Below are 17,722 nucleotides of genomic sequence, written 5' to 3'. Positions count from 1 at the left end.
CAACGAGGCGGGGGCGGGGAGAGCGGCGAGGTGGTCAGACCGGGTCGGCCACCGGGGCGGCCGGGCCGGCGGTGCCGGTGTGCGCGGTGGCCGGAGGCTTCGGCTTGGCGTCGATGCCGGCCTCGGTGCGCTGCTGACCGGTGATCGGCGTCGGCGCGCCGGTCAGCGGGTCGAAGCCACCGCGGGTCTTCGGGAACGCGATCACCTCGCGGATCGAGTCCGCGCCGGCGAGCAGCATGCAGACCCGGTCCCAGCCGAAGGCGATGCCGCCGTGCGGCGGAGCGCCGTACTTGAACGCCTCCAGCAGGAAGCCGAACTTGTCCTGCGCCTCCTCGGGGGTGATGCCGAGCAGGTCGAAGACCCGCTTCTGCACGTCGCCCCGGTGGATACGGATCGACCCGCCGCCGATCTCGTTGCCGTTGCAGACGATGTCGTACGCGTACGCCAGCGCCCGGTCCGGTGCCTCCTCGAACCGGTCCACCCACTCGGCGTTGGGCGAGGTGAACGGGTGGTGCACCGCCGTCCAGCCGCCCTCGTCGGTGCGCTCGAACATCGGCGCGTCGACCACCCAGCAGAACGCCCACGCGCTCTCGTCGATCAGCCCGGCCCGCTTGGCGATCTCGACCCGGGCGGCGCCGAGCAGCTCCTGCGCCTCACGGGTGGTGGCGCTGGCGGCGAAGAAGACCGCGTCGCCCGGCTTGGCGCCGACCGCGTCGGCGAGCCCGCCCAGGTGCTCGGCGGAGAGGTTCTTGGCCACCGGGCCCCGTGCCTCGCCGGTCTCGGCGTCCAGCACCACGTACGCCAGGCCACGCGCGCCACGCGCCTTGGCCCAGTCCTGCCAGCCGTCCAGCTCCTTGCGGCTCTGCGCCGCGCCGCCGGGCATCACCACCGCGCCGACGTAGCCGCCCGCGTCGATCGCCCCGGCGAAGACCCGGAACTCGGTGCCGCGCAGGTAGTCGGTCAGCTCGGTCAGCTCGACGCCGTAGCGCAGGTCCGGCTTGTCGGAGCCGTAGCGCGCCATCGCGTCGTGCCAGGTGATCCGCGGGATCGGCTGGCTGATCTCGTGCCCCGCCAGGTCCTTCCAGAGCGTCGAGACGATCGCCTCGCCGAGGTCGATCACGTCGTCCTCGGTCACGAAGGACATCTCGATGTCGAGCTGGGTGAACTCCGGCTGCCGGTCGGCGCGGAAGTCCTCGTCCCGGTAGCAGCGGGCGATCTGGTAGTACCGCTCCATGCCGCCGACCATCAGCAGCTGCTTGAACAGCTGCGGCGACTGCGGCAGCGCGTACCAGCTGCCGGGCTGGAGCCGGACCGGCACCAGGAAGTCGCGGGCGCCCTCGGGCGTCGAGCGGGTCAGCGTCGGCGTCTCGATCTCCAGGAAGTCCCGCTCGTGCAGCACGCCCCGGGCGAGCTGGCTGGCGCGCGAGCGCAGCCGCAGCGCGTTCGCCGGGCCGCTGCGGCGCAGGTCCAGGTAGCGGTACTTGAGCCGGATGTCGTCACCGGCCTCGATCTGGTCGTCCACCGGCAGCGGCAGCGGCGCCGCCTCGGAGAGCACCTCCAGCTCGGCGGCGGTCACCTCGACCTCGCCGGTGGGCAGCTCCGGGTTCTCGTTGCCGGCCGGCCGGCGGGTCACCTCGCCGGTGACCTTCACGCAGAACTCGTTGCGCAGCGCGTGCGCGTCCTCCTCGCGGAACACCACCTGGACCACGCCGGAGCCATCGCGCAGGTCGACGAAGATGACGCCGCCGTGGTCGCGCCGGCGGGCCACCCACCCGGCGAGCGTCACCGTCGAGCCGGCGTCCGCCGCGCGCAGGCTTCCGGCATTGTGGGTACGGATCACGGCTGGCAACTCCTCATCGTGGAACAGTCCTCACCGGCATTCTGTCAGGGGCGGCAGTCGTTGTTCCGGGGCACCCGGCAGGCCGGGGTGATCCGTCGGTGGGCAGCGCGGCGAACGCCGGTTCGCGGGCCGCCGGTCCGGTTAACGTGGCCGAATGCGCGCCGTACCGAACTGGGCCGTCGCCACGGCGGCGGCCGCACCCGTGCTGCTGGTGACCGGTTGGACGGTGGCGGAGACCCGGCAGCCCGCCGGGTACGACCCGATCCGGGACACCATCAGCCAGTTGGCCGGTCACGACGCCACCGACGCCTGGATCATGATCGCGTGCCTGGTGCTGCTCGGCTGCTGCTACCTGTCGGTGGCCGCCGTGTTGCACGCGGCCGGGCTGCCCAGCCGGTTTCTGCTCGCGATCGGTGGTGTGGCCACCATCGCGCTGGTCGCCTTTCCCCGGCCGCCGGTGGGCGGTTCGCTCAGCCACGGCATCGCGGCGACGGTGGCCGTCCTCGCCCTGGTGCTGTGGCCGGCCGGCTCGGCGCTGCGGCTGCCGCGCGGCCCGGACGCCGCGCACCCGGGGGCTCCGCAGCCTCCGTGGGCGTTCCGCCGAACCGTGGGGTTGAGCGCCACGCTCGCGCTGCTCGCCCTCTTCGGCTGGTGCGCGTTCGAGGTGACCAGCGGATCCCGGACCGGGTTGGCCGAGCGGGTGACGGCGGTGGCCGTGTCGCTCTGGCCGTTGCTGGCGGTCCTCTCGGCCCGGCAGGCGCACCTGGCGTGGGCCACCGGTGGTGCCACATCCGTCGGTCCGGTCCTGCCGGCGGTTGATGTCGTACCCCCGGATCCCTTGCGACCAGCGGACGGGCCCGATCGGCTCGCATGAGGCAGGCCCCACGCGCGACGCGGGTCGCCGGAGGACTCCGGCGACCCGCGGGCGGTGGATCGATCAGAAGACGCTGACGCCGTAGCGGCTCAGTGCCTCGGTGACCGGCTGGAAGTAGGTGGTGCCGCCGGTGCGGCAGTTGCCGCTACCACCGGAGGTCAGGCCCAGGGCGGTGCCGCCGCTGAACAGCGAGCCACCGCTGTCGCCCGGCTCGGCGCAGACGTTGGTGCGGATCAGGCCGGAGACCGAGCCCTCGGCGTAGTTCACCGTGGCGTTGGTCGCGTTCACCGAGCCGGAACGCAGGCCGGTGGTGCTGCCGGAGCGCTGCACCGACTGGCCGACGGAGGCGTTGCCGGCGCCGGTGATGTCCCGGTAGCTGCCGTTGTAGAGGTAGACGTTGCCGGCGGCGTTGGCCGAGTTGCTGTGCCGCACGATGCCGTAGTCGTTGCCCGGGAAGCTGGTGCCGGTACGGGTGCCGATCAGCGAGGTCTGGGCGGAGTTCGAGTACCAACTCGACGAGATGTTGGTGCAGTGCCCGGCGGTCAGGAAGTAGTAGGTGCTGCCGCTGCGCACGTTGAAGCCGAGCGAGCAGCGCCCGCCGCCGCCGGCGTAGATGGCCTGGCCACCGGAGATGCGGGTGCTCAGCACGCCGGCCTCGACCTCAATCCGGACCGCGCCGTTGGCTCGCGCGGCGGCGGCCTTGACCCGCTCCAGCTTGGCCCCGGTGACGGTGCTGTCCACGGAGACGACGACCTGGTTGGTGACCGGGTCGCTCCACCACGCGGTGCCCGGGATCTTGGCGGAGCGCTCCAGGTCCGCGGTGGCCCGGTTGAGTTCGGCGGCGCCACGGGTGACGTACCGGACGGTGGCGCCGGCGTTGCTCGCCTTGCGGGCGGCGGCCTCGTCGGTCACGGTGACGACGGACTTGCCGCTGGCGTCGATGTACGAGCCGGCGGAGCGGTCGCCGAGCTGAGCGGAGAGGGCGGCGGCGGCGTCGGGCGAGGCGGCGGGGGCGGCCTGCGCGGGCGCGCCGGTGAGCGAGCCGACAACCAGGGTTCCGGCCACGGCGACGGTGGCCGCAACACGGAGTGAGGACCTCGTGGGTCGCATGTAACAAACCTCCTGGGCGGGGGATCGGGTCTCGCCGGGGGTGGCGAACCCGAAAGGGCAACCCAGCCGATCTGGGGAAACCGGCCAAGTGAACTGAAGTATTCACATACATAAGATCATTCGCAAGCTTTGGTTTCGCCCGGATTCGCCGATCTTCACCGGCACATGGCCGCAACACCCCAGACACGCTGGCGAACGCACACCGTCACACCGCATCACCGCAGATCCCTTCCGGACACCACCCGCCGCCGGGCGCCCGCGGCGCGGAAAGGGCGGCGGTCGGCGTCAGGGGGTACGGCGGCGGGCGCCGGGACCCGGGCGGGGCACGACGTCGCGGTGCTGGCCCACCTCGTGCCCGTCCGCGCAACGCAGCTCGACGCGCACCTGAGCACCGCAGTCGCGGTGGCCCACGCTCAGCGCCGAGCCCTCGGGGTCGGCGAGGTAGCGGTCGCCCCACCCGAGCACGGCGACCAGCACGGGCCACAGGTCCAGGCCCTTCTCCGTCAGCCGGTACTCGTGGCGCAACCGGCTGCCCGGCTCCCGGTACGGCTCGCGGCGCAGAACGCCCTGCTCCACCAGGGTGGCCAGCCGGTTGGTCAGCACCTGACGCGGAACGCCGGTGCGCACCCGCATGTCGTCGAACCGGCGTACGCCGCTGAACACCTCGCGCAGCACCACCAGGGTCCACCGCTCACCGAGGATCTCCATGGCTCGGGAGATGGTGCAGTTCTCGACCGACCAGTCCAACGCCGCGGGCCTCATCCGCCCAGGCTAGGTCTTATTGACAGACTCAGCAACGGGCTGCCAGGCTGCGTCCATGACGCAGACTCAGGAGCCGGCCCGCAGCCGTACCTTCACCTGGTCGGATCCGGCGGCCAACGCCGCGCAGGTCGGTCGGCGCAGCGGCCTCGACCTGCTCCGGGCGATGATCGCCGGGGAGTTGGCCGCGCCACCGGTGATGCACCTGATCGACATGTCCCGGATGGAGGCCGACGAGGGGCGGGTCACGGTCGATCTGGTCCCGCAGGAGTTCCACTACAACCCGCTGGGCACCGTCCACGGTGGTGTCATCTCCACCCTGCTGGACACCGCCGCCGCCTGCGCCGTGCACACCACGTTGCCCGCCGGCGTCGGCTACACCTCGCTGGACCTGAGCGTGAAGTTCCTCCGTCCGGTCACCGTCGCGAGCGGAATCCTGCGCTGCGAGGGCACCGTGCTGCAGCGTGGCCGTCGCACCGCCCTGGCCGAGGCCCGGCTCACCGACGCCGACGCCCGTCTCATCGCCCACGCCACCAGCAGCTGCCTCCTCTTCCCCCTCCCCCTCGACCCCCCAGCCTGACCTGACCCCCACCCCCGCACAGATTGATCATGAGGTTGACGGGTGATTTGAAGATCGAACAACCCGCCAACTTCATGATCAACGAGAGGTGGGCGTGGGGTGGGACGGCCGGGGCCGGTGGGGTGGGGTGGGTTCAGCGCAGGGCGAGGCGGGCGGCGCGGGCGTCGCGCTTCTCCTCGAAGCGGGCGGCGGCACGCTCCAGGGTGTCGAGCTGAGCGGCCAGTTGCTCACGGGCGGCCTCGCCGTCGGCGTTCAGGCCGGTCACGTTGAACACGTCCCACTGGCGCAGCACCGGCAGCAGCACCTCGTCGCGGTGCTGGCGCAGGTCGTAGATGCCGGCCAGGGCGATCGCCACCGACTTGCGAGCGAAGCCCTCGATGCCGTTGCCCGGCATCTGGAAGTCGGCCACCACGTCGGCGACCGCCCGCATGGCCTGACTCGGGGCCAGCTCGAACGAGGCGGCGAGCAGGTTGCGGTAGAAGACCATGTGCAGGTTCTCGTCGGCGGCCACCCGGGCCAGCAGCGCCTCGCAGGCGGGGTCGCCGGTGGCCTTGCCGGTGTTGCGGTGCGAGATCCGGGTGGCCAGCTCCTGGAACGAGACGTACGCCAGCGAATGCAGCACCTCGTCCCCGTGCGCGTTCTCGTAACCCTCGGACATGTGCGTCATCCGGGCCCGCTCCAGCGCCACCGGGTCGACCGCCCGGGTGACCGTCAGGTAGTCGCGGATCGCCGTGCCGTGCCGGCCCTCCTCCGCGGTCCACCGGTGCACCCAGGTGCCCCACGCGCCATCCCGGCCGAACAGGGTGGCGATCTCGTGGTGGTAGGAGGGCAGGTTGTCCTCGGTCAGCAGGTTGACGATCAGCGCCGTGCGGGCCACGTCGGGGATGGTGGAGTCGGTCGGCGACCACGCCTCGCCGCCGAGCGGCCCGTCGAAGGTGCGCCCTTCGCTCCACGGCACGTACTCGTGCGGGAACCACTCCTTCGCCAGCGAGAGATGGCGATCCAGGTTGCGCGCGACAACCGGCTCCAACTCGACGAGCAGTGCGGTCTGACTCAGCGTGGTGCTCACGGTCACGAGAAACTCCCTACGGTGGCGTAACTTACGCTACCGTAGGTCCCCGTGGCCGTACGCGCCAGTAGAGCGCTCAGCCAACCGCCGGTTTCAGGTCCTCGCGGGGCGGCATCCACTCCCCCGCACTGGCCGTGACCTGCTCGCCGGAGCGGATGTCCTTCACCTCGTCCGGTGCCTCGTCCGCACCCGGGAACCAGACGTACGGAATGCCGCGCCGCTCGGCGTAGCGGATCTGCTTGCCGAACTTCGCCGCGCTCGGCGACACCTCGGTCGGCACCCCGCGCCCCCGCAGCGCCTCGGCCACCCGGTTGCTGGCGCCGCGCCGCTCCTCGCTGGTCACCGCGACCAGCACGGCGGTCGGCACCTCACGGGAGATCGACAGCTCGCCCGCGCCGAGGAGCAGGCCGAGCAGCCGGGTCACGCCGATCGAGATCCCCACCCCGGGGTACGAGGTGGCGCCGGCACTTGCCAGGTTGTCGTACCGGCCGCCGGAGCAGATCGAGCCGAACCGCTCGTAGCCGCGCAGCTGGGTCTCGTAGACCGTGCCGGTGTAGTAGTCCAGGCCGCGGGCGATGCGCAGGTCCGCCACGCAGAGCCCGGGCGAGTGCTCGGCGGCGGTCTCCACCACCCGGACCAGCTCCTCGATCCCCTCGGTCAGCAGCGGGTCGTCGACCCCGAGCGCGCGGACCGCGTCGGCGAACGAGGCGTCCGGAGCGGAGATCTCGGCCAGCGCCAGGCACGCCTTGGCCTGCGCCTCGCTCGCCCCCGCGGTCTGCGCCAGCAGGTCGGCCACCTTCGCCGGACCGATCTTGTCGAGCTTGTCCACCGCGCGCAGCACCGCCTCCGGGTCGGTCAGCCCGATGCCCCGGTAGAAGCCCTCACAGATCTTGCGGTTGTTGACCTGGATCGTCACCGGCGGGATCGGCAGCGCGCGCAGCGCGTCCCCGATCACCAGCGGCATCTCCGCCTCGTGGTGCGGGGCCAGAGTGTCCCGGTCGACGATGTCGATGTCGGCCTGGACGAACTCCCGGTAGCGCCCCTCCTGCGGCCGCTCACCCCGCCACACCTTCTGGATCTGGTAGCGCCGGAACGGGAAAGCCAGTTTGCCGGCGTTCTCCAGCACGTACCGGGCGAACGGCACGGTGAGGTCGAAGTGCAGGCCGAGCTGGTCGTCGCCGCTCGCGCCCTCGGCGTCGGCGTGCAGCCGCCGGATCACGTAGACCTCCTTCGAGGTCTCGCCCTTGCGCAGCAGCTGGTCCAGCGGCTCCACCGCGCGCGTCTCCAGCGGGGCGAAACCGTACAGCTCGAAGGTGGCCCGGATCCGGTCGAGCACGAACTGCTCGACCATCCGCTGGCCGGGGGTCCACTCCGGGAAGCCGGAGATGGGCGTGGGCTTGCTCATCGGAGTACTCCTTGCGGTCCCGCGTCACGGCGCGGTGCTGTCGTGGGTCCGCGCGCGGCGCGGACAGATCTAGAGGCCCCGGGTGGGCGTCGCCGGCCGGCCGCCGCCGACCTGCGCCACCTCGATGAGGTACGGGTTGCTGGCACGCTCACGGCCGATGGTGGTGCTGGGGCCGTGGCCGGGCAGCACGACGGTGTCGTCGGCCAGCGGGAGGATCTTGTCGCGCAGGCTGGTGAGCATCGCCGGCATGCTGCCGCCGGGCAGGTCGGTGCGGCCGATCGAGCCGGCGAAGAGCACGTCGCCGGAGAGGCACAGCTCGTCGGCCTCCCAGCCCGACCCGGCGCCGGGCAGCCGGAACAGCACCGACCCGCCGGTATGGCCCGGGGCATGGTCGACCGCGATCTCCAGACCGGCCAGCGCGAGGGTGGCGCCGTCCGTCAGCTCCGCCACGTCCTCCGGCTCGGTGTAGCTCAACCGGCCGCCGAAGAGCGAGGTCAGGTCGGTCGAGAGCCCCTTGGCCGGGTCGGCCAGCATCTCCCGGTCGCCGGGATGGACGTACGCGGTGATGCCGCGGGCACCGCAGACCGGCGCGACCGAGAAGGTGTGGTCAAGGTGACCGTGGGTGAGCAGCACAGCGGCCGGGTGCAGGCGGTGCTCGGCGAGCAGGGCGTCGAGCTGGTCGAGCACCCCGATGCCGGGGTCGACCACCACGCACTGCTCCCCCGGCGCCGTGGCCACCACGTAGCAGTTGGTGCCGAAGGCGTCCGCGGGAAAGCCGGCCACGAGCACGCGCGCTGTCCTTCCGTCGAGCTGTCGTCCTGCCCAGCAGCCTAACCGGCGGGGCGAGCGGGTTTGCCGCGTCCGCCCCACCCGCCCCGCAGAGCACAGTGACATCGCCCGATAAGGGCTGCTGGCAGCGGGGTGGACCTCGTACACCACATTCCCAGTCGCTAGCCGTACACTCTGGCGGGCGTGTGGCGCGGCACACGTGACGCCCGGACGGGCCGGGACGCCCGGCCGCCGGCGACGACCAGGTAGAGGAAAGGGGAGCACGGGTGGCTTCCAGCAGGGACCGGCAGCGCAAACTGGCGCGGGCCAAGCTAGACCGGCAGTTGGCCCGCCGGGCCGCCACCGTGCGGCGCCGTCGGCAGATCCAGGCCGGCGTCGGCGCCGTTTTGGTCCTCGCGGTGATCGTGGCCGGCTCGGCGTGGGCACTGGGCGCGTTCGACTCCGACCCGAAGCAGAACACGGCCGCGGAGGACACCTGCCTCTGGACGCCGCAGGACGCGACGGCCAACACCAACCTCAAGGACGTCGGCAGGCCGGAGACCAAGGGCCTGCCCACCGACGGCACCCGGGCGATGACCGTGACCACCAACCAGGGTGCGCCGATCACCGCCGAGCTGAACCTGACCAACTCCCCGTGTGCCGCGGCGAGCATCGCCCACCTCGCGAGCCGGTCGTTCTACGACAACACCAAGTGCCACGAGATCACCGCCGACGGCGCGCTGCGCTGCGGCGACCCCAGCGGCACCGGCCTCGGCGGGCCGACCTACTCGTTCTACGACGAGGACGTGCCGACGGTGCCGTCGGCGTCGCCGTCGGCCAGCCCGGCGCCCGGCCAGCCGCCCACGTACCCGAAGGGGACCGTGGCGATGATCTCCAACCCGCCGGGCAGCAACGGCAGCCAGTTCCTGATCTTCTTCAAGGACTTCACCACCACCGACCCGAAGTACCCGGTGATCGGCCGGGTGACCGGCGGGCTGGACGTGGTGGAAAAGATCGGTGCCCTGCCGACCGTGGACAATGGGACGGGGGCCAAGGTCAAGCCCAAGACCGACGTGGTGATCCAGAGCCTCACCGTTGGTGAGCCGGTCACCGCCGCGGCACCGTCGCCGTCGGCCTCCGGCACCCCGGCCAGCAGCCCGAGCGCCGGCTGACCGATGGCCCGACCCCGCCCGAGCGGCACCCAGAAGCAGACAGCCAGGAGGATCCAGGCGTGACGTCCACCAGAGAGCGGCAGCGCGCGGCGGCACGCGCCCGGCTCGAGAAGGAGATGGCCGAGCGCGCGGCCAAGGCCCGCAAGCGCCGGCAGACCCAGGCGATCATCGGCGCGGCCGCCGCGCTGGTGCTCGTGGTCGCCGGCACCGTCTGGCTGGCGATGAGCCTCGGCGGCGACGACGACAAGACCGACACCGCCGCCCAGGCGCCCGGCGCGACCGAGTGCGTCTACAACGAGCTGCCCGCCGACCAGCGGAGCCCGCAGATCAAGGACGTCGGGCTGCCGAGCAACCAGCAGTCCGGCACCGGCGTGCAGACCATGACGATCACCACCAACCTCGGCCCGATCACGGCCAAGGTCGACCGGTCGCTGGTGCCGTGCACGGCGGGCAGCTTCACCCACCTCGCGGAGAAGAACTTCTTCGACAACACCAAGTGCCACCGCCTGGTGACCGAGGGCATCAAGGTGCTGCAGTGCGGTGACCCGAGCGCCACCGGCAAGGGCTGGCGGGACAGCGACGGCACGGGCGGCCCGACCTACAAGCTGCCCGAGGAGAACCTGCCCACCGACAAGCGCCCGCCGTACCCGGAGGGCGTCATCGCGATGGCCAACTCGGGCCAGCCGGGCAGCACCGGCAGCCAGTTCTTCATCGTCTACGGCGACTCGCCGCTGGACCCGGCGTACACCGTGCTGGGCACCGTGACTGGTGGCATGGACATCGTCAAGGACGTGGCCAAGACCGGCGACGACGGGGCGTTCGCCCAGCAGGCCGGCGGTGGCCACCCGAAGAAGGAGGTCGTCATCAACGACCTCACGATGAGCGCGCCGCAGGGCTGACACCCGAGACGACGAAGCGCCCGCCGGCTGAGCCGGCGGGCGCTTTTCGTGTGTCCGGGGACCGTTGCCGCGGGGTACGCGGCGCGGGCGGTCAGGCGCCGGAGGTGACCCGGTAGGCGTCGAAGACGCCGTCGACCTTGCGGACCGTGGCCAGCAGGTGGCCCAGGTGCTTCGGGTCGGCCATCTCGAAGCTGAACCGGCTCACCGCCACCCGGTCACGGGTGGTGGTGACGGTGGCGGACAGGATGTTGACCCGCTCGTCCGAGAGCACCCGGGTGACGTCGGCCAGCAGCTTGTGCCGGTCCAGAGCCTCCACCTGGATGGCCACCAGGAACGTCGACGCGGAGGTCAGCTTCCAGCTCACCTCGACCACCCGCTCGCTCTGCGCCCGCAGGTCCTCGGCGTTGGCGCAGTCATCGCGGTGCACGCTCACCCCGCCGGAGCGGGTGACGAAGCCGAACACCGAATCCGGCGGCACCGGGGTGCAGCAGCGGGCCAGCTTGATCCAGACGTCGCTGACGCCCCGGACCACCACGCCGGGATCGCTGCTGCTCTGCCGGCTGCGCGGCGGCCGGGTGGCGACGGCGGTCTCGGCGATGTCCTCCGCCGCGCCCTCCTCGCCGCCGTACGCGGCCATCAGCTTCTGCACCACCGACTGCGCGGAGACCTGGCTGTCGCCGACCGCCGCGTAGAGCGAGGCCACGTCGGCCAGGTGCAGGTCCCGGGCGATCGACATCAGCGCGTCCGAGGTGAGCATCCGCTGCAACGGCATGCCCTGCTTGCGCATCGCCTTGACGATCGCGTCCTTGCCGGCCTCGATCGCCTCCTCGCGCCGCTCCTTGTTGAAGTACTGGCGGATCTTCGTGCGCGCGCGTGGGCTCTTGACGAAGCCCAGCCAGTCCTGTGTCGGGCCGGCGGTCTCGGACTTCGAGGTGAAGATCTCGATCACGTCGCCGTTGGAGAGCGTCGACTCCAGCGGCACCAGCTTGCCGTTGACCCGCGCGCCGATGCACTTGTGCCCGACCTCGGTGTGCACCGCGTACGCGAAGTCCACCGGCGTCGACCCGGTCGGCAGCGGGATGACGTCACCCTTCGGGGTGAAGACGTACACCTCCTGGCTGGACAGGTCGAAGCGCAGCGCGTCCAGGAACTCGCTCGGGTCGGCCGCCTCGCGCTGCCAGTCCAGCAGTTGCCGCAACCAGGTCATCTCGTCGATGTGCGCCGGCGGGCCGACGATCTGGGTGCCCTTGTGCTCCTTGTACTTCCAGTGCGCGGCGATGCCGAACTCCGCGGTGCGGTGCATCGCGTAGGTGCGGATCTGCATCTCCACCGGCTTGCCGGTGGGCCCGATGACCGTCGTGTGCAACGACTGGTACATGTTGAACTTGGGCATCGCGATGTAGTCCTTGAACCGGCCCGGCACCGGCTGCCAGTTGGCGTGGATCACGCCCAGCGCGGCGTAGCAGTCCCGCACCGTGTCGACCAGGATCCGCACACCGACCAGGTCGTAGATGTCGTTGAAGTCGCGACCCCGCACGATCATCTTCTGGTAGATCGAGTAGAGGTGCTTCGGCCGGCCGGTGGTCTCCGCCTTGATCTTGGCGGCCTTGAGGTCGGTCTGCACCTTCTGCGTCACCTGCCGCAGCAGCGCCTCGCGCTGCGGCTGGTGCTCCCCGATCAGCCGGTTGATCTCCTCGTAGCGCTTCGGGAACAGCGTGCCGAAGGAAAGATCCTCCAGCTCCCACTTGATCGTGTTCATACCCAGCCGGTGGGCCAGCGGGGCCAGGATCTCCAGCGTCTCCTTGGCCTTCTGCTCCTGCTTGGGGCGGGGCAGGAAGGTCAGGGTGCGCATGTTGTGCAGCCGGTCGGCCAGCTTGATCACCAGCACCCGCGGATCCTTGGCCATGGCCACGACCATCTTGCGGATCGTCTCGGCCTTGGCCGCGTCGCCCAGCTTGACCTTGTCCAGCTTGGTGACGCCGTCGACCAGCAGGGCGACCTCGCCGCCGAAGTCGGCGCGCATCTGGTCGAGGGTGTACTCGGTGTCCTCGATGGTGTCGTGCAGCAGCGCGGCGACCAGCGTGGTGGTATCCATCCCCAGGTTGCCCAGGATGGTGGCCACCGCGAGCGGGTGGGTGATGTACGGGTCCCCGGACTTGCGGTACTGCCCGGAGTGCCACCGCGCGGCCGTGTCGAAGGCGCGCTGGAGCAGCCGGACGTCAGCCTTGGGGTGGTTGTCACGGTGGCTCGCAATGAGCGGCTCCAGCACCTCGCTGACCTGCGAGGTCTGCCACGGTGCGTTGAACCGCGCGAGCCGGGCCCGGACCCGCCGGCCGGTGGGCGCGTTGGACAGCCCGAAGCCACCGCTCGGCAGCGGGTCGAGGCCGGCGTCGGTCCGGAACGGGACCACGACCCCATCGGCACCGGGGGACGCCTCAGCGCCCGACGCCGCAACGGTCGGACGCACCGCGCCCTCGGCCGGAACCTTCGCGGAGCCGTTGCCGGCGCCCGTCACCCTGGTCGGCGCGTCACCGTTCCGCTCCGTCACCGAGCCGTCAGCGTCGCCTGTCGGGTGCACCGTGCCCTCCACCGGAGGGACGACATCGTGGGACACCGGCCTCCTCACCGCTCGCCGGAACACACCGGCCGTACGTCGGCCGGCCTGGTCTCGCGCCGACGGACGGCGTACCGCCGGCGTCAGCAAAGGGCAATGCTACCCGCACGGACGGTCCCCTGCCGCTCCGCCGGACGGTCGGCGCCCGGTCCGCCCGACGGGTCCGGGCAGGCTCAAACGGTCAGCAGGGCATGGACGGGACGCGGGGCCAGCCGCTTCCGGGCCCCCAGGAAGGCGAGCTCCAGCAGCACGGTGAACCCGGTGACGGTCCCCCCGGCCCGCTCGACCAGGTCCAGCGTCGCCTCGGCGGTGCCGCCGGTGGCCAGCACGTCGTCGACCACGAGCACCCGGTGCCCGGCGGTGAAGGCGTCCTCGTGCACTTCCAGCGTGGCTTCGCCGTACTCCAGGGCGTAGGAGACCGAGTGGGCCGGACGGGGCAGCTTGCCGGCCTTGCGCACCGGCACCACGCCCACCCCGGCCGCGTACGCGACGGCCGCCGCGACGACGAACCCGCGCGCCTCGATGCCGACCACGACGTCGAAGCTCTCCCGCCCGTGGTACGCGACGATCCCGTCGGTCACCTCGCGGAACGCCTTACCGTCGGCGAACAGCGGCATCAGGTCCTTGAACACGACACCGGGCTGGGGGAAGTCGGGCACGTCCAGCACCCGACTGGCCACCAGCCGGGCGACCTCCGGGCCGCTGTCTCCGCGCGCCGCGGTGCTGTGGGTCTCCGTCACGGCTGTTCCGCTTCCTTCCAACGACGACGGCGTCCGGCATGCTCGCACAGCATGCCGGACGCCGTTCGGGTGTTTCCTCCCGGGTCCGCCCCGGGGGTCGCTCAGCGCCGCTTGGCGCCGCCCGGCCGGTTGCCGCCGCCACCGGGGCGACCGCCCCGGGCGCCGGTCGGCCGCTTACCCGCCGGACGGGCGCCCACCTTGGGGGCGGCGCCGGCCAGCGCGGCGGAGTCCGCGTCGACCGGGGTGTTCGCACCGTCGGCCTGGGCCGGGCTCGGGGCGCCCTTCGGCGTGACCTCGCCACGGGACAGCGCACCCCGGCGGGCCAGCACCCGCTTGTTGTGGGCCTGGATCCGCGGGTCGTAGTTCTTCAGCAGCGCCAGCAGCGGCGTGGCCACCAGGATGGAGGTCAGGAACGCCACCGCCATACCGACGAACAGCACCAGGCCGAGGTCCTTCAGCGTGCCGGCGCCAAGAAGGCCGGCGCCGATGAAGAGCAGACCACCGACGGGCAGCAGGGCCACCACCGAGGTGTTCAGCGACCGCATCAGGCTCTGGTTGACGGCCAGGTTGGCCGCCTCGCTGTACGTCTGGTTGTTGTTGGCGGTGATGCCCCGGGTGTTCTCCTGAACCTTGTCGAAGACCACCACCACGTCGTAGAGCGCGAAGCCCAGGATCGTGAGGAAACCGATGATCGTCGACGGGGTGACCTCGAAGCCGACCAGCGAGTAGATGCCGGCGGTGAGGATCAGGTTCATGAACAGCGAGGAGACCGCGGCGACGGCCATCCGCCACTCGAAGCGCAGGATCAGGTAGACCATCACCAGCGCGATAAAGATGACCAGGCCGAGGATGGCCCGCTCGGTCACCTGGCTGCCCCACGCCTCGCTGACCTGGTTGCCGCTGATCTGGTTGGCGTCGATGCCGAGGTCCTCGGCGATCTGGGCCTTGACCGCGTTGGCCTGGTCAGCGCTCAGCTGCCCGGTGCGCAGCTCGTAGGAGTCGCCACCGGGGCCGCCGACCTTCTGTGCGGTGGCCACTTCGATGCCGGTGTTCTCGGCGGCGAGCGCCGAGTTGACCTCCTCCTCGGCCTGCTCCAGGGTGCCGACGCTGGCCGGCACCTGGAACGAGTTGCCGCCGGCGAACTCGATGCCGAGGCTGAACCCACGAATCGAGAAGCTGAGGATGGCGATCAGGACCAGGACTCCGGCGACACCGAACCAGAGCTTGCGCCGGCCGACGACGTTGAGACCGGCCTCGCCGTTGTAGAGGCGGCTCGCCAGACCGTTTTGAGCCATCTCAGGCCTCCTTGGCGCGCGGGTTGCGGGGCTGAGTCTGCTGGGTGCGGGCCGGAAGCGCCCGGCCCAGACCGCTGACCCGCGGGGACAGGAACGCCCGGGTCCGGGCGAACATCGTCATGATCGGGTGCCGGAAGAGGAAGACCACGACCAGGTCCAGCACGGTGGCCAGGCCGAGCGCGAACGCGAAGCCCTTGACCGTGCCGACCGAGACCACGTAGAGCACCACCGCGGAGAGCAGGGTGATCGCGTTGGCCGAGATGATCGTCCGGCGAGCCCGGATCCAGGCACGGGGCACGGCGCTGCGCGGGCTGCGCCCCTCCCGGATCTCGTCCTTCAACCGTTCGAAGTAGATGACGAACGAGTCCGCCGCCACACCGAGCGAGACGATCATGCCGGCGATGCCGGCGAGGGTGAGCGTGAAGCCGATCTGCCGGCCGAGCACCACCAGCGCGCCGAAGACCAGCAGCGCGGAGAGGATGAGGCTCAGGAAGATCACCGAGCCGAGCAGCCGGTAGTAGAAGAACGCGTAGATGATGACCAGCAGCATGCCGATGCCGGCCGCCAGCAGACCGGCGCGCAGGTGGCTGGCACCCAGCGTGGCGGTGACGTTCTGCTGCTCCTGCTGCTCGAAGGTCACCGGCAGCGCGCCGTAGCGCAGCTGGCTGGCGAGCGCGCTGGCGTCCTTCTGGGTGAAGTTACCGGTGATCTGGGAGTTGCCGGTCAGCACGCCCTGGATCTCCGGGGAGGAGACGATCTCGTTGTCCAGCACGACGGCCACCCGGCACTTGCCGTCCTGACCCAGCGCGGTCGCGTCGCAGGCCTGGCCCTCGTTGTTGAACGCCTCACGGGTGAGGCTGGTCCACTTGCCCTGGCCGTCGCCGGTGAAGTCCAGGCTGACCACCCAGGCGTTGGTCTGGTCCAGCACCGCGTCGGCGTCGGACACGTCGGTGCCGAGCACCTTGGCCTGATCGAGCAGGTACTTGGAAGCGCCGTCCTCGCAGGAGACGACCTGCTGCTTCGGGTCGGAGATCGACGCCGGCGGGCGCTTGTCGAGCTGCGCGCAGCCGATCGTCGGCACGTTGAACTGCATCTGCGCCGGCAGCACCGCCACCTCCTGCGGCGACAGCGTGCCGAACGGCTTGAGCTTGTCGGCCAGCGACGGGTCGGCGGCCAGGTCCGCCGGGGCCTGCAGCCCGCTGGCGGCCTGCCAGGCGGGGGCGCCGACTTTCTGCTCGACGGCCTTTCGCTGCTCCTCGATGCTGGCCGGCACCGGCTCGGCGCTGCCGCTCGGCGACGGCGCGGCGGCACTCGGCGAGGCCGAGGCCGAGGCCGAGGGGGTCGGCGTGGCGCTGGCGCTGGGCGCCGGGGCCATCCCGCCCTGCCCGCCGCTGGGCGACGTGGTCACCTTCGGAGCAGCGCTGCCCGACGGGGTCGGCAACGCGCTGCCGGACGGGACCGGGCTGGCACTGCCCGAGGGAGCCGGCGTGGCGGCCGGCGGCGGCACCGCAGCCGTTCCGCTGCCGTCGGCGGCCTTGAGCACCTTGCGGAAGCGCAGCTCGGCCGCGCTGCCCACGTCGGTGAGATCCCGGTTTTCACCGGGCAGGGAGATGACGATGTTCCGGTTGCCCTCGGTGACCACCTCGGCCTCGGCAACGCCGAACGCGTTGACCCGGCTCTCGATGATCTGGCGGGCCTCCTCGAGGTTCTCCGCCGTCGGGGGCTTGCCGTCGAGGCTGTTGGTCGCCTCCAGCGTCACCCGGGTGCCGCCGATGAGGTCCAGGCCGAGCCGGGGCTCGAGCCGGTCCTTCAAGCTGCCGCTGGCGCCGGAGAAGAACACCAAAAGATAGAGGACGACGAAGATGAACCCGAGCACGGCGAGCTGCCGCCCGGGGCGCATCTGTCCCTGAGGTGGTGCCACGGTTGTCCTGTCTCCCTGTACGGTCGCGCCGCGCGCGGCGGCGGCGGGTGTCGGACCGGGGGTCCCGGCCGACGGGTCTGACCTGGGTCGGCGAGGGGCCGACACGATGGCCGGACGCGCCGGCGCGGGACGCCGACGGTCACGGGAACGTGCCGACGCCCGGCGTCGACCCAACTATCCAGTTTTCACGTCACGTCCGCTGCCCCGTCGGGCGCGGCGGCCCCGGGGCGTGGGCCGGCCGTACGCCGAACCCGACCATCCCCGGGAGGGAGGGTCACTCCTTGACGGTGTCCGCGTCCTCGGTGACCGGCTCGCTCGGCAGCTCCGCGCGGGTGACCACCCGGGCGATGGCCGGCCGGGCGTACCGGGTCTGCACGCCCGGGGCGACCTCGATCAGGACGGTGTCGTCCTCGATGCCGGTGACCGTGCCGTAGAGCCCGCCGATGGTCACGACCTCGTCGCCGGGGCCGAGGTTGGACTGCATCGACTCCGCCTCGCGGCGGCGCTTCTGCTGGGGGCGGATCATCATGAAGTACATGACACCGAAGAGCAGGGCGATCATCAGGATCGGCGTGAAGCTGCCGGCCCCGCCACCCGCTGCTGCGTAATGCACGGTTACTGACCTTCCCATTGGCCACCTGCCCGGCACATGGGGTGCCGGAGCGGAGGCGGATTC

Annotated in this window: 15 protein-coding genes; 4 read left to right on the top strand and 11 right to left on the bottom strand. The window is 71.5% G+C overall.

The window, feature by feature from the left end; all coding sequences use genetic code 11:
• Positions 1–34 precede the first annotated feature (34 nt).
• Positions 35–1,840, bottom strand: a complete 1,806-nt coding sequence (gene aspS / locus BUS84_RS34670; RefSeq protein ID WP_074318550.1) for an aspartate--tRNA ligase — start codon at positions 1,838–1,840, stop codon at positions 35–37.
• 154 nt (positions 1,841–1,994) lie between these two features.
• Here aspS and BUS84_RS34665 point away from each other — a divergent pair, with 154 nt between their 5' ends.
• On the top strand, positions 1,995–2,714 hold the full coding sequence (locus BUS84_RS34665; RefSeq protein WP_074318549.1) for a DUF998 domain-containing protein: 720 nt from the start codon (positions 1,995–1,997) through the stop codon (positions 2,712–2,714).
• 63 nt (positions 2,715–2,777) lie between these two features.
• Here the strand turns inward: BUS84_RS34665 and BUS84_RS34660 are convergent, their stop codons facing one another.
• A complete protein-coding gene (locus BUS84_RS34660) occupies positions 2,778–3,824 on the bottom strand; it encodes a S1 family peptidase (RefSeq protein WP_074318548.1) in 1,047 nt (348 codons plus the stop codon).
• Between the two features lie 285 nt (positions 3,825–4,109).
• On the bottom strand, positions 4,110–4,586 hold the full coding sequence (locus tag BUS84_RS34655) for a winged helix-turn-helix transcriptional regulator (protein ID WP_074318547.1): 477 nt from the start codon (positions 4,584–4,586) through the stop codon (positions 4,110–4,112).
• A 55-nt stretch (positions 4,587–4,641) separates the two neighbouring features.
• Here BUS84_RS34655 and BUS84_RS34650 point away from each other — a divergent pair, with 55 nt between their 5' ends.
• Positions 4,642–5,163: a PaaI family thioesterase gene (locus tag BUS84_RS34650; RefSeq protein ID WP_074318546.1), complete on the top strand. Its 522-nt coding sequence runs from the start codon at positions 4,642–4,644 to the stop codon at positions 5,161–5,163.
• A gap of 133 nt (positions 5,164–5,296) precedes the next feature.
• On the opposite strand, the gene BUS84_RS34645 is transcribed toward BUS84_RS34650, so the two are convergent.
• The 3 genes from BUS84_RS34645 to BUS84_RS34635 all read right to left on the bottom strand — a co-directional run bounded on the left by BUS84_RS34645 (position 5,297) and on the right by BUS84_RS34635 (position 8,426).
• Positions 5,297–6,238 carry an acyl-ACP desaturase gene (locus BUS84_RS34645; protein ID WP_208869800.1) on the bottom strand — a complete coding sequence of 314 codons (942 nt, stop codon included), beginning with the start codon at positions 6,236–6,238 and terminating at the stop codon, positions 5,297–5,299.
• Positions 6,239–6,308: 70 nt separating this feature from the next.
• Positions 6,309–7,637, bottom strand: coding sequence for a histidine--tRNA ligase (gene hisS, locus BUS84_RS34640; RefSeq protein ID WP_074318545.1), 1,329 nt, complete (start codon positions 7,635–7,637; stop codon positions 6,309–6,311).
• Between the two features lie 69 nt (positions 7,638–7,706).
• Positions 7,707–8,426 (bottom strand): MBL fold metallo-hydrolase, encoded by a 720-nt coding sequence (locus tag BUS84_RS34635; protein WP_074318544.1) that lies wholly within the window; start codon positions 8,424–8,426, stop codon positions 7,707–7,709.
• A gap of 266 nt (positions 8,427–8,692) precedes the next feature.
• Here BUS84_RS34635 and BUS84_RS34630 point away from each other — a divergent pair, with 266 nt between their 5' ends.
• Positions 8,693–9,577, top strand: a complete 885-nt coding sequence (locus BUS84_RS34630) for a peptidylprolyl isomerase (RefSeq protein WP_074318543.1) — start codon at positions 8,693–8,695, stop codon at positions 9,575–9,577.
• Between the two features lie 59 nt (positions 9,578–9,636).
• Entirely contained in the window at positions 9,637–10,476 is an 840-nt protein-coding gene (locus BUS84_RS34625) for a peptidylprolyl isomerase (RefSeq protein WP_074318542.1), read from the top strand.
• A gap of 91 nt (positions 10,477–10,567) precedes the next feature.
• Here the strand turns inward: BUS84_RS34625 and BUS84_RS34620 are convergent, their stop codons facing one another.
• The 5 genes from BUS84_RS34620 to yajC form a co-directional block, all read right to left on the bottom strand.
• The gene (locus BUS84_RS34620) at positions 10,568–13,090 is read right to left on the bottom strand and encodes a RelA/SpoT family protein (RefSeq protein ID WP_074318541.1); all 2,523 of its coding nucleotides are present in this window, start codon (positions 13,088–13,090) and stop codon (positions 10,568–10,570) included.
• A 173-nt stretch (positions 13,091–13,263) separates the two neighbouring features.
• Positions 13,264–13,830, bottom strand: coding sequence for an adenine phosphoribosyltransferase (locus BUS84_RS34615; RefSeq protein ID WP_074318540.1), 567 nt, complete (start codon positions 13,828–13,830; stop codon positions 13,264–13,266).
• 101 nt (positions 13,831–13,931) lie between these two features.
• Entirely contained in the window at positions 13,932–15,125 is a 1,194-nt protein-coding gene (gene secF, locus BUS84_RS34610; protein WP_074318539.1) for a protein translocase subunit SecF, read from the bottom strand.
• A 1-nt stretch (position 15,126) separates the two neighbouring features.
• Positions 15,127–17,046: a protein translocase subunit SecD gene (gene secD / locus BUS84_RS34605; RefSeq protein WP_208869798.1), complete on the bottom strand. Its 1,920-nt coding sequence runs from the start codon at positions 17,044–17,046 to the stop codon at positions 15,127–15,129.
• 274 nt (positions 17,047–17,320) lie between these two features.
• Positions 17,321–17,677, bottom strand: a complete 357-nt coding sequence (gene yajC, locus BUS84_RS34600; protein ID WP_074318537.1) for a preprotein translocase subunit YajC — start codon at positions 17,675–17,677, stop codon at positions 17,321–17,323.
• Positions 17,678–17,722 lie beyond the last annotated feature (45 nt).

The organism is Micromonospora cremea, from assembly GCF_900143515.1.
Classification (GTDB): Bacteria; Actinomycetota; Actinomycetes; order Mycobacteriales; family Micromonosporaceae; genus Micromonospora; species Micromonospora cremea.
The sequence above is the reverse complement of the archived record's forward strand: the minus strand, read 5'-3'. Positions and strand labels throughout refer to the sequence as shown.

Bases quoted from the DNA above. Each gene is read 5' to 3' on its own strand.
- BUS84_RS34665 (WP_074318549.1), top strand. From the start codon at position 1,995: ATGCGCGCCGTACCGAACTGGGCCGTCGCCACGGCGGCGGCCGCACCC.
- BUS84_RS34660 (WP_074318548.1), bottom strand. From the start codon at position 3,824: ATGCGACCCACGAGGTCCTCACTCCGTGTTGCGGCCACCGTCGCCGTG.
- BUS84_RS34655 (WP_074318547.1), bottom strand. From the start codon at position 4,586: ATGAGGCCCGCGGCGTTGGACTGGTCGGTCGAGAACTGCACCATCTCC.
- BUS84_RS34650 (WP_074318546.1), top strand. From the start codon at position 4,642: ATGACGCAGACTCAGGAGCCGGCCCGCAGCCGTACCTTCACCTGGTCG.
- hisS (WP_074318545.1), bottom strand. From the start codon at position 7,637: ATGAGCAAGCCCACGCCCATCTCCGGCTTCCCGGAGTGGACCCCCGGC.
- secF (WP_074318539.1), bottom strand. From the start codon at position 15,125: ATGGCTCAAAACGGTCTGGCGAGCCGCCTCTACAACGGCGAGGCCGGT.
- yajC (WP_074318537.1), bottom strand. From the start codon at position 17,677: ATGGGAAGGTCAGTAACCGTGCATTACGCAGCAGCGGGTGGCGGGGCC.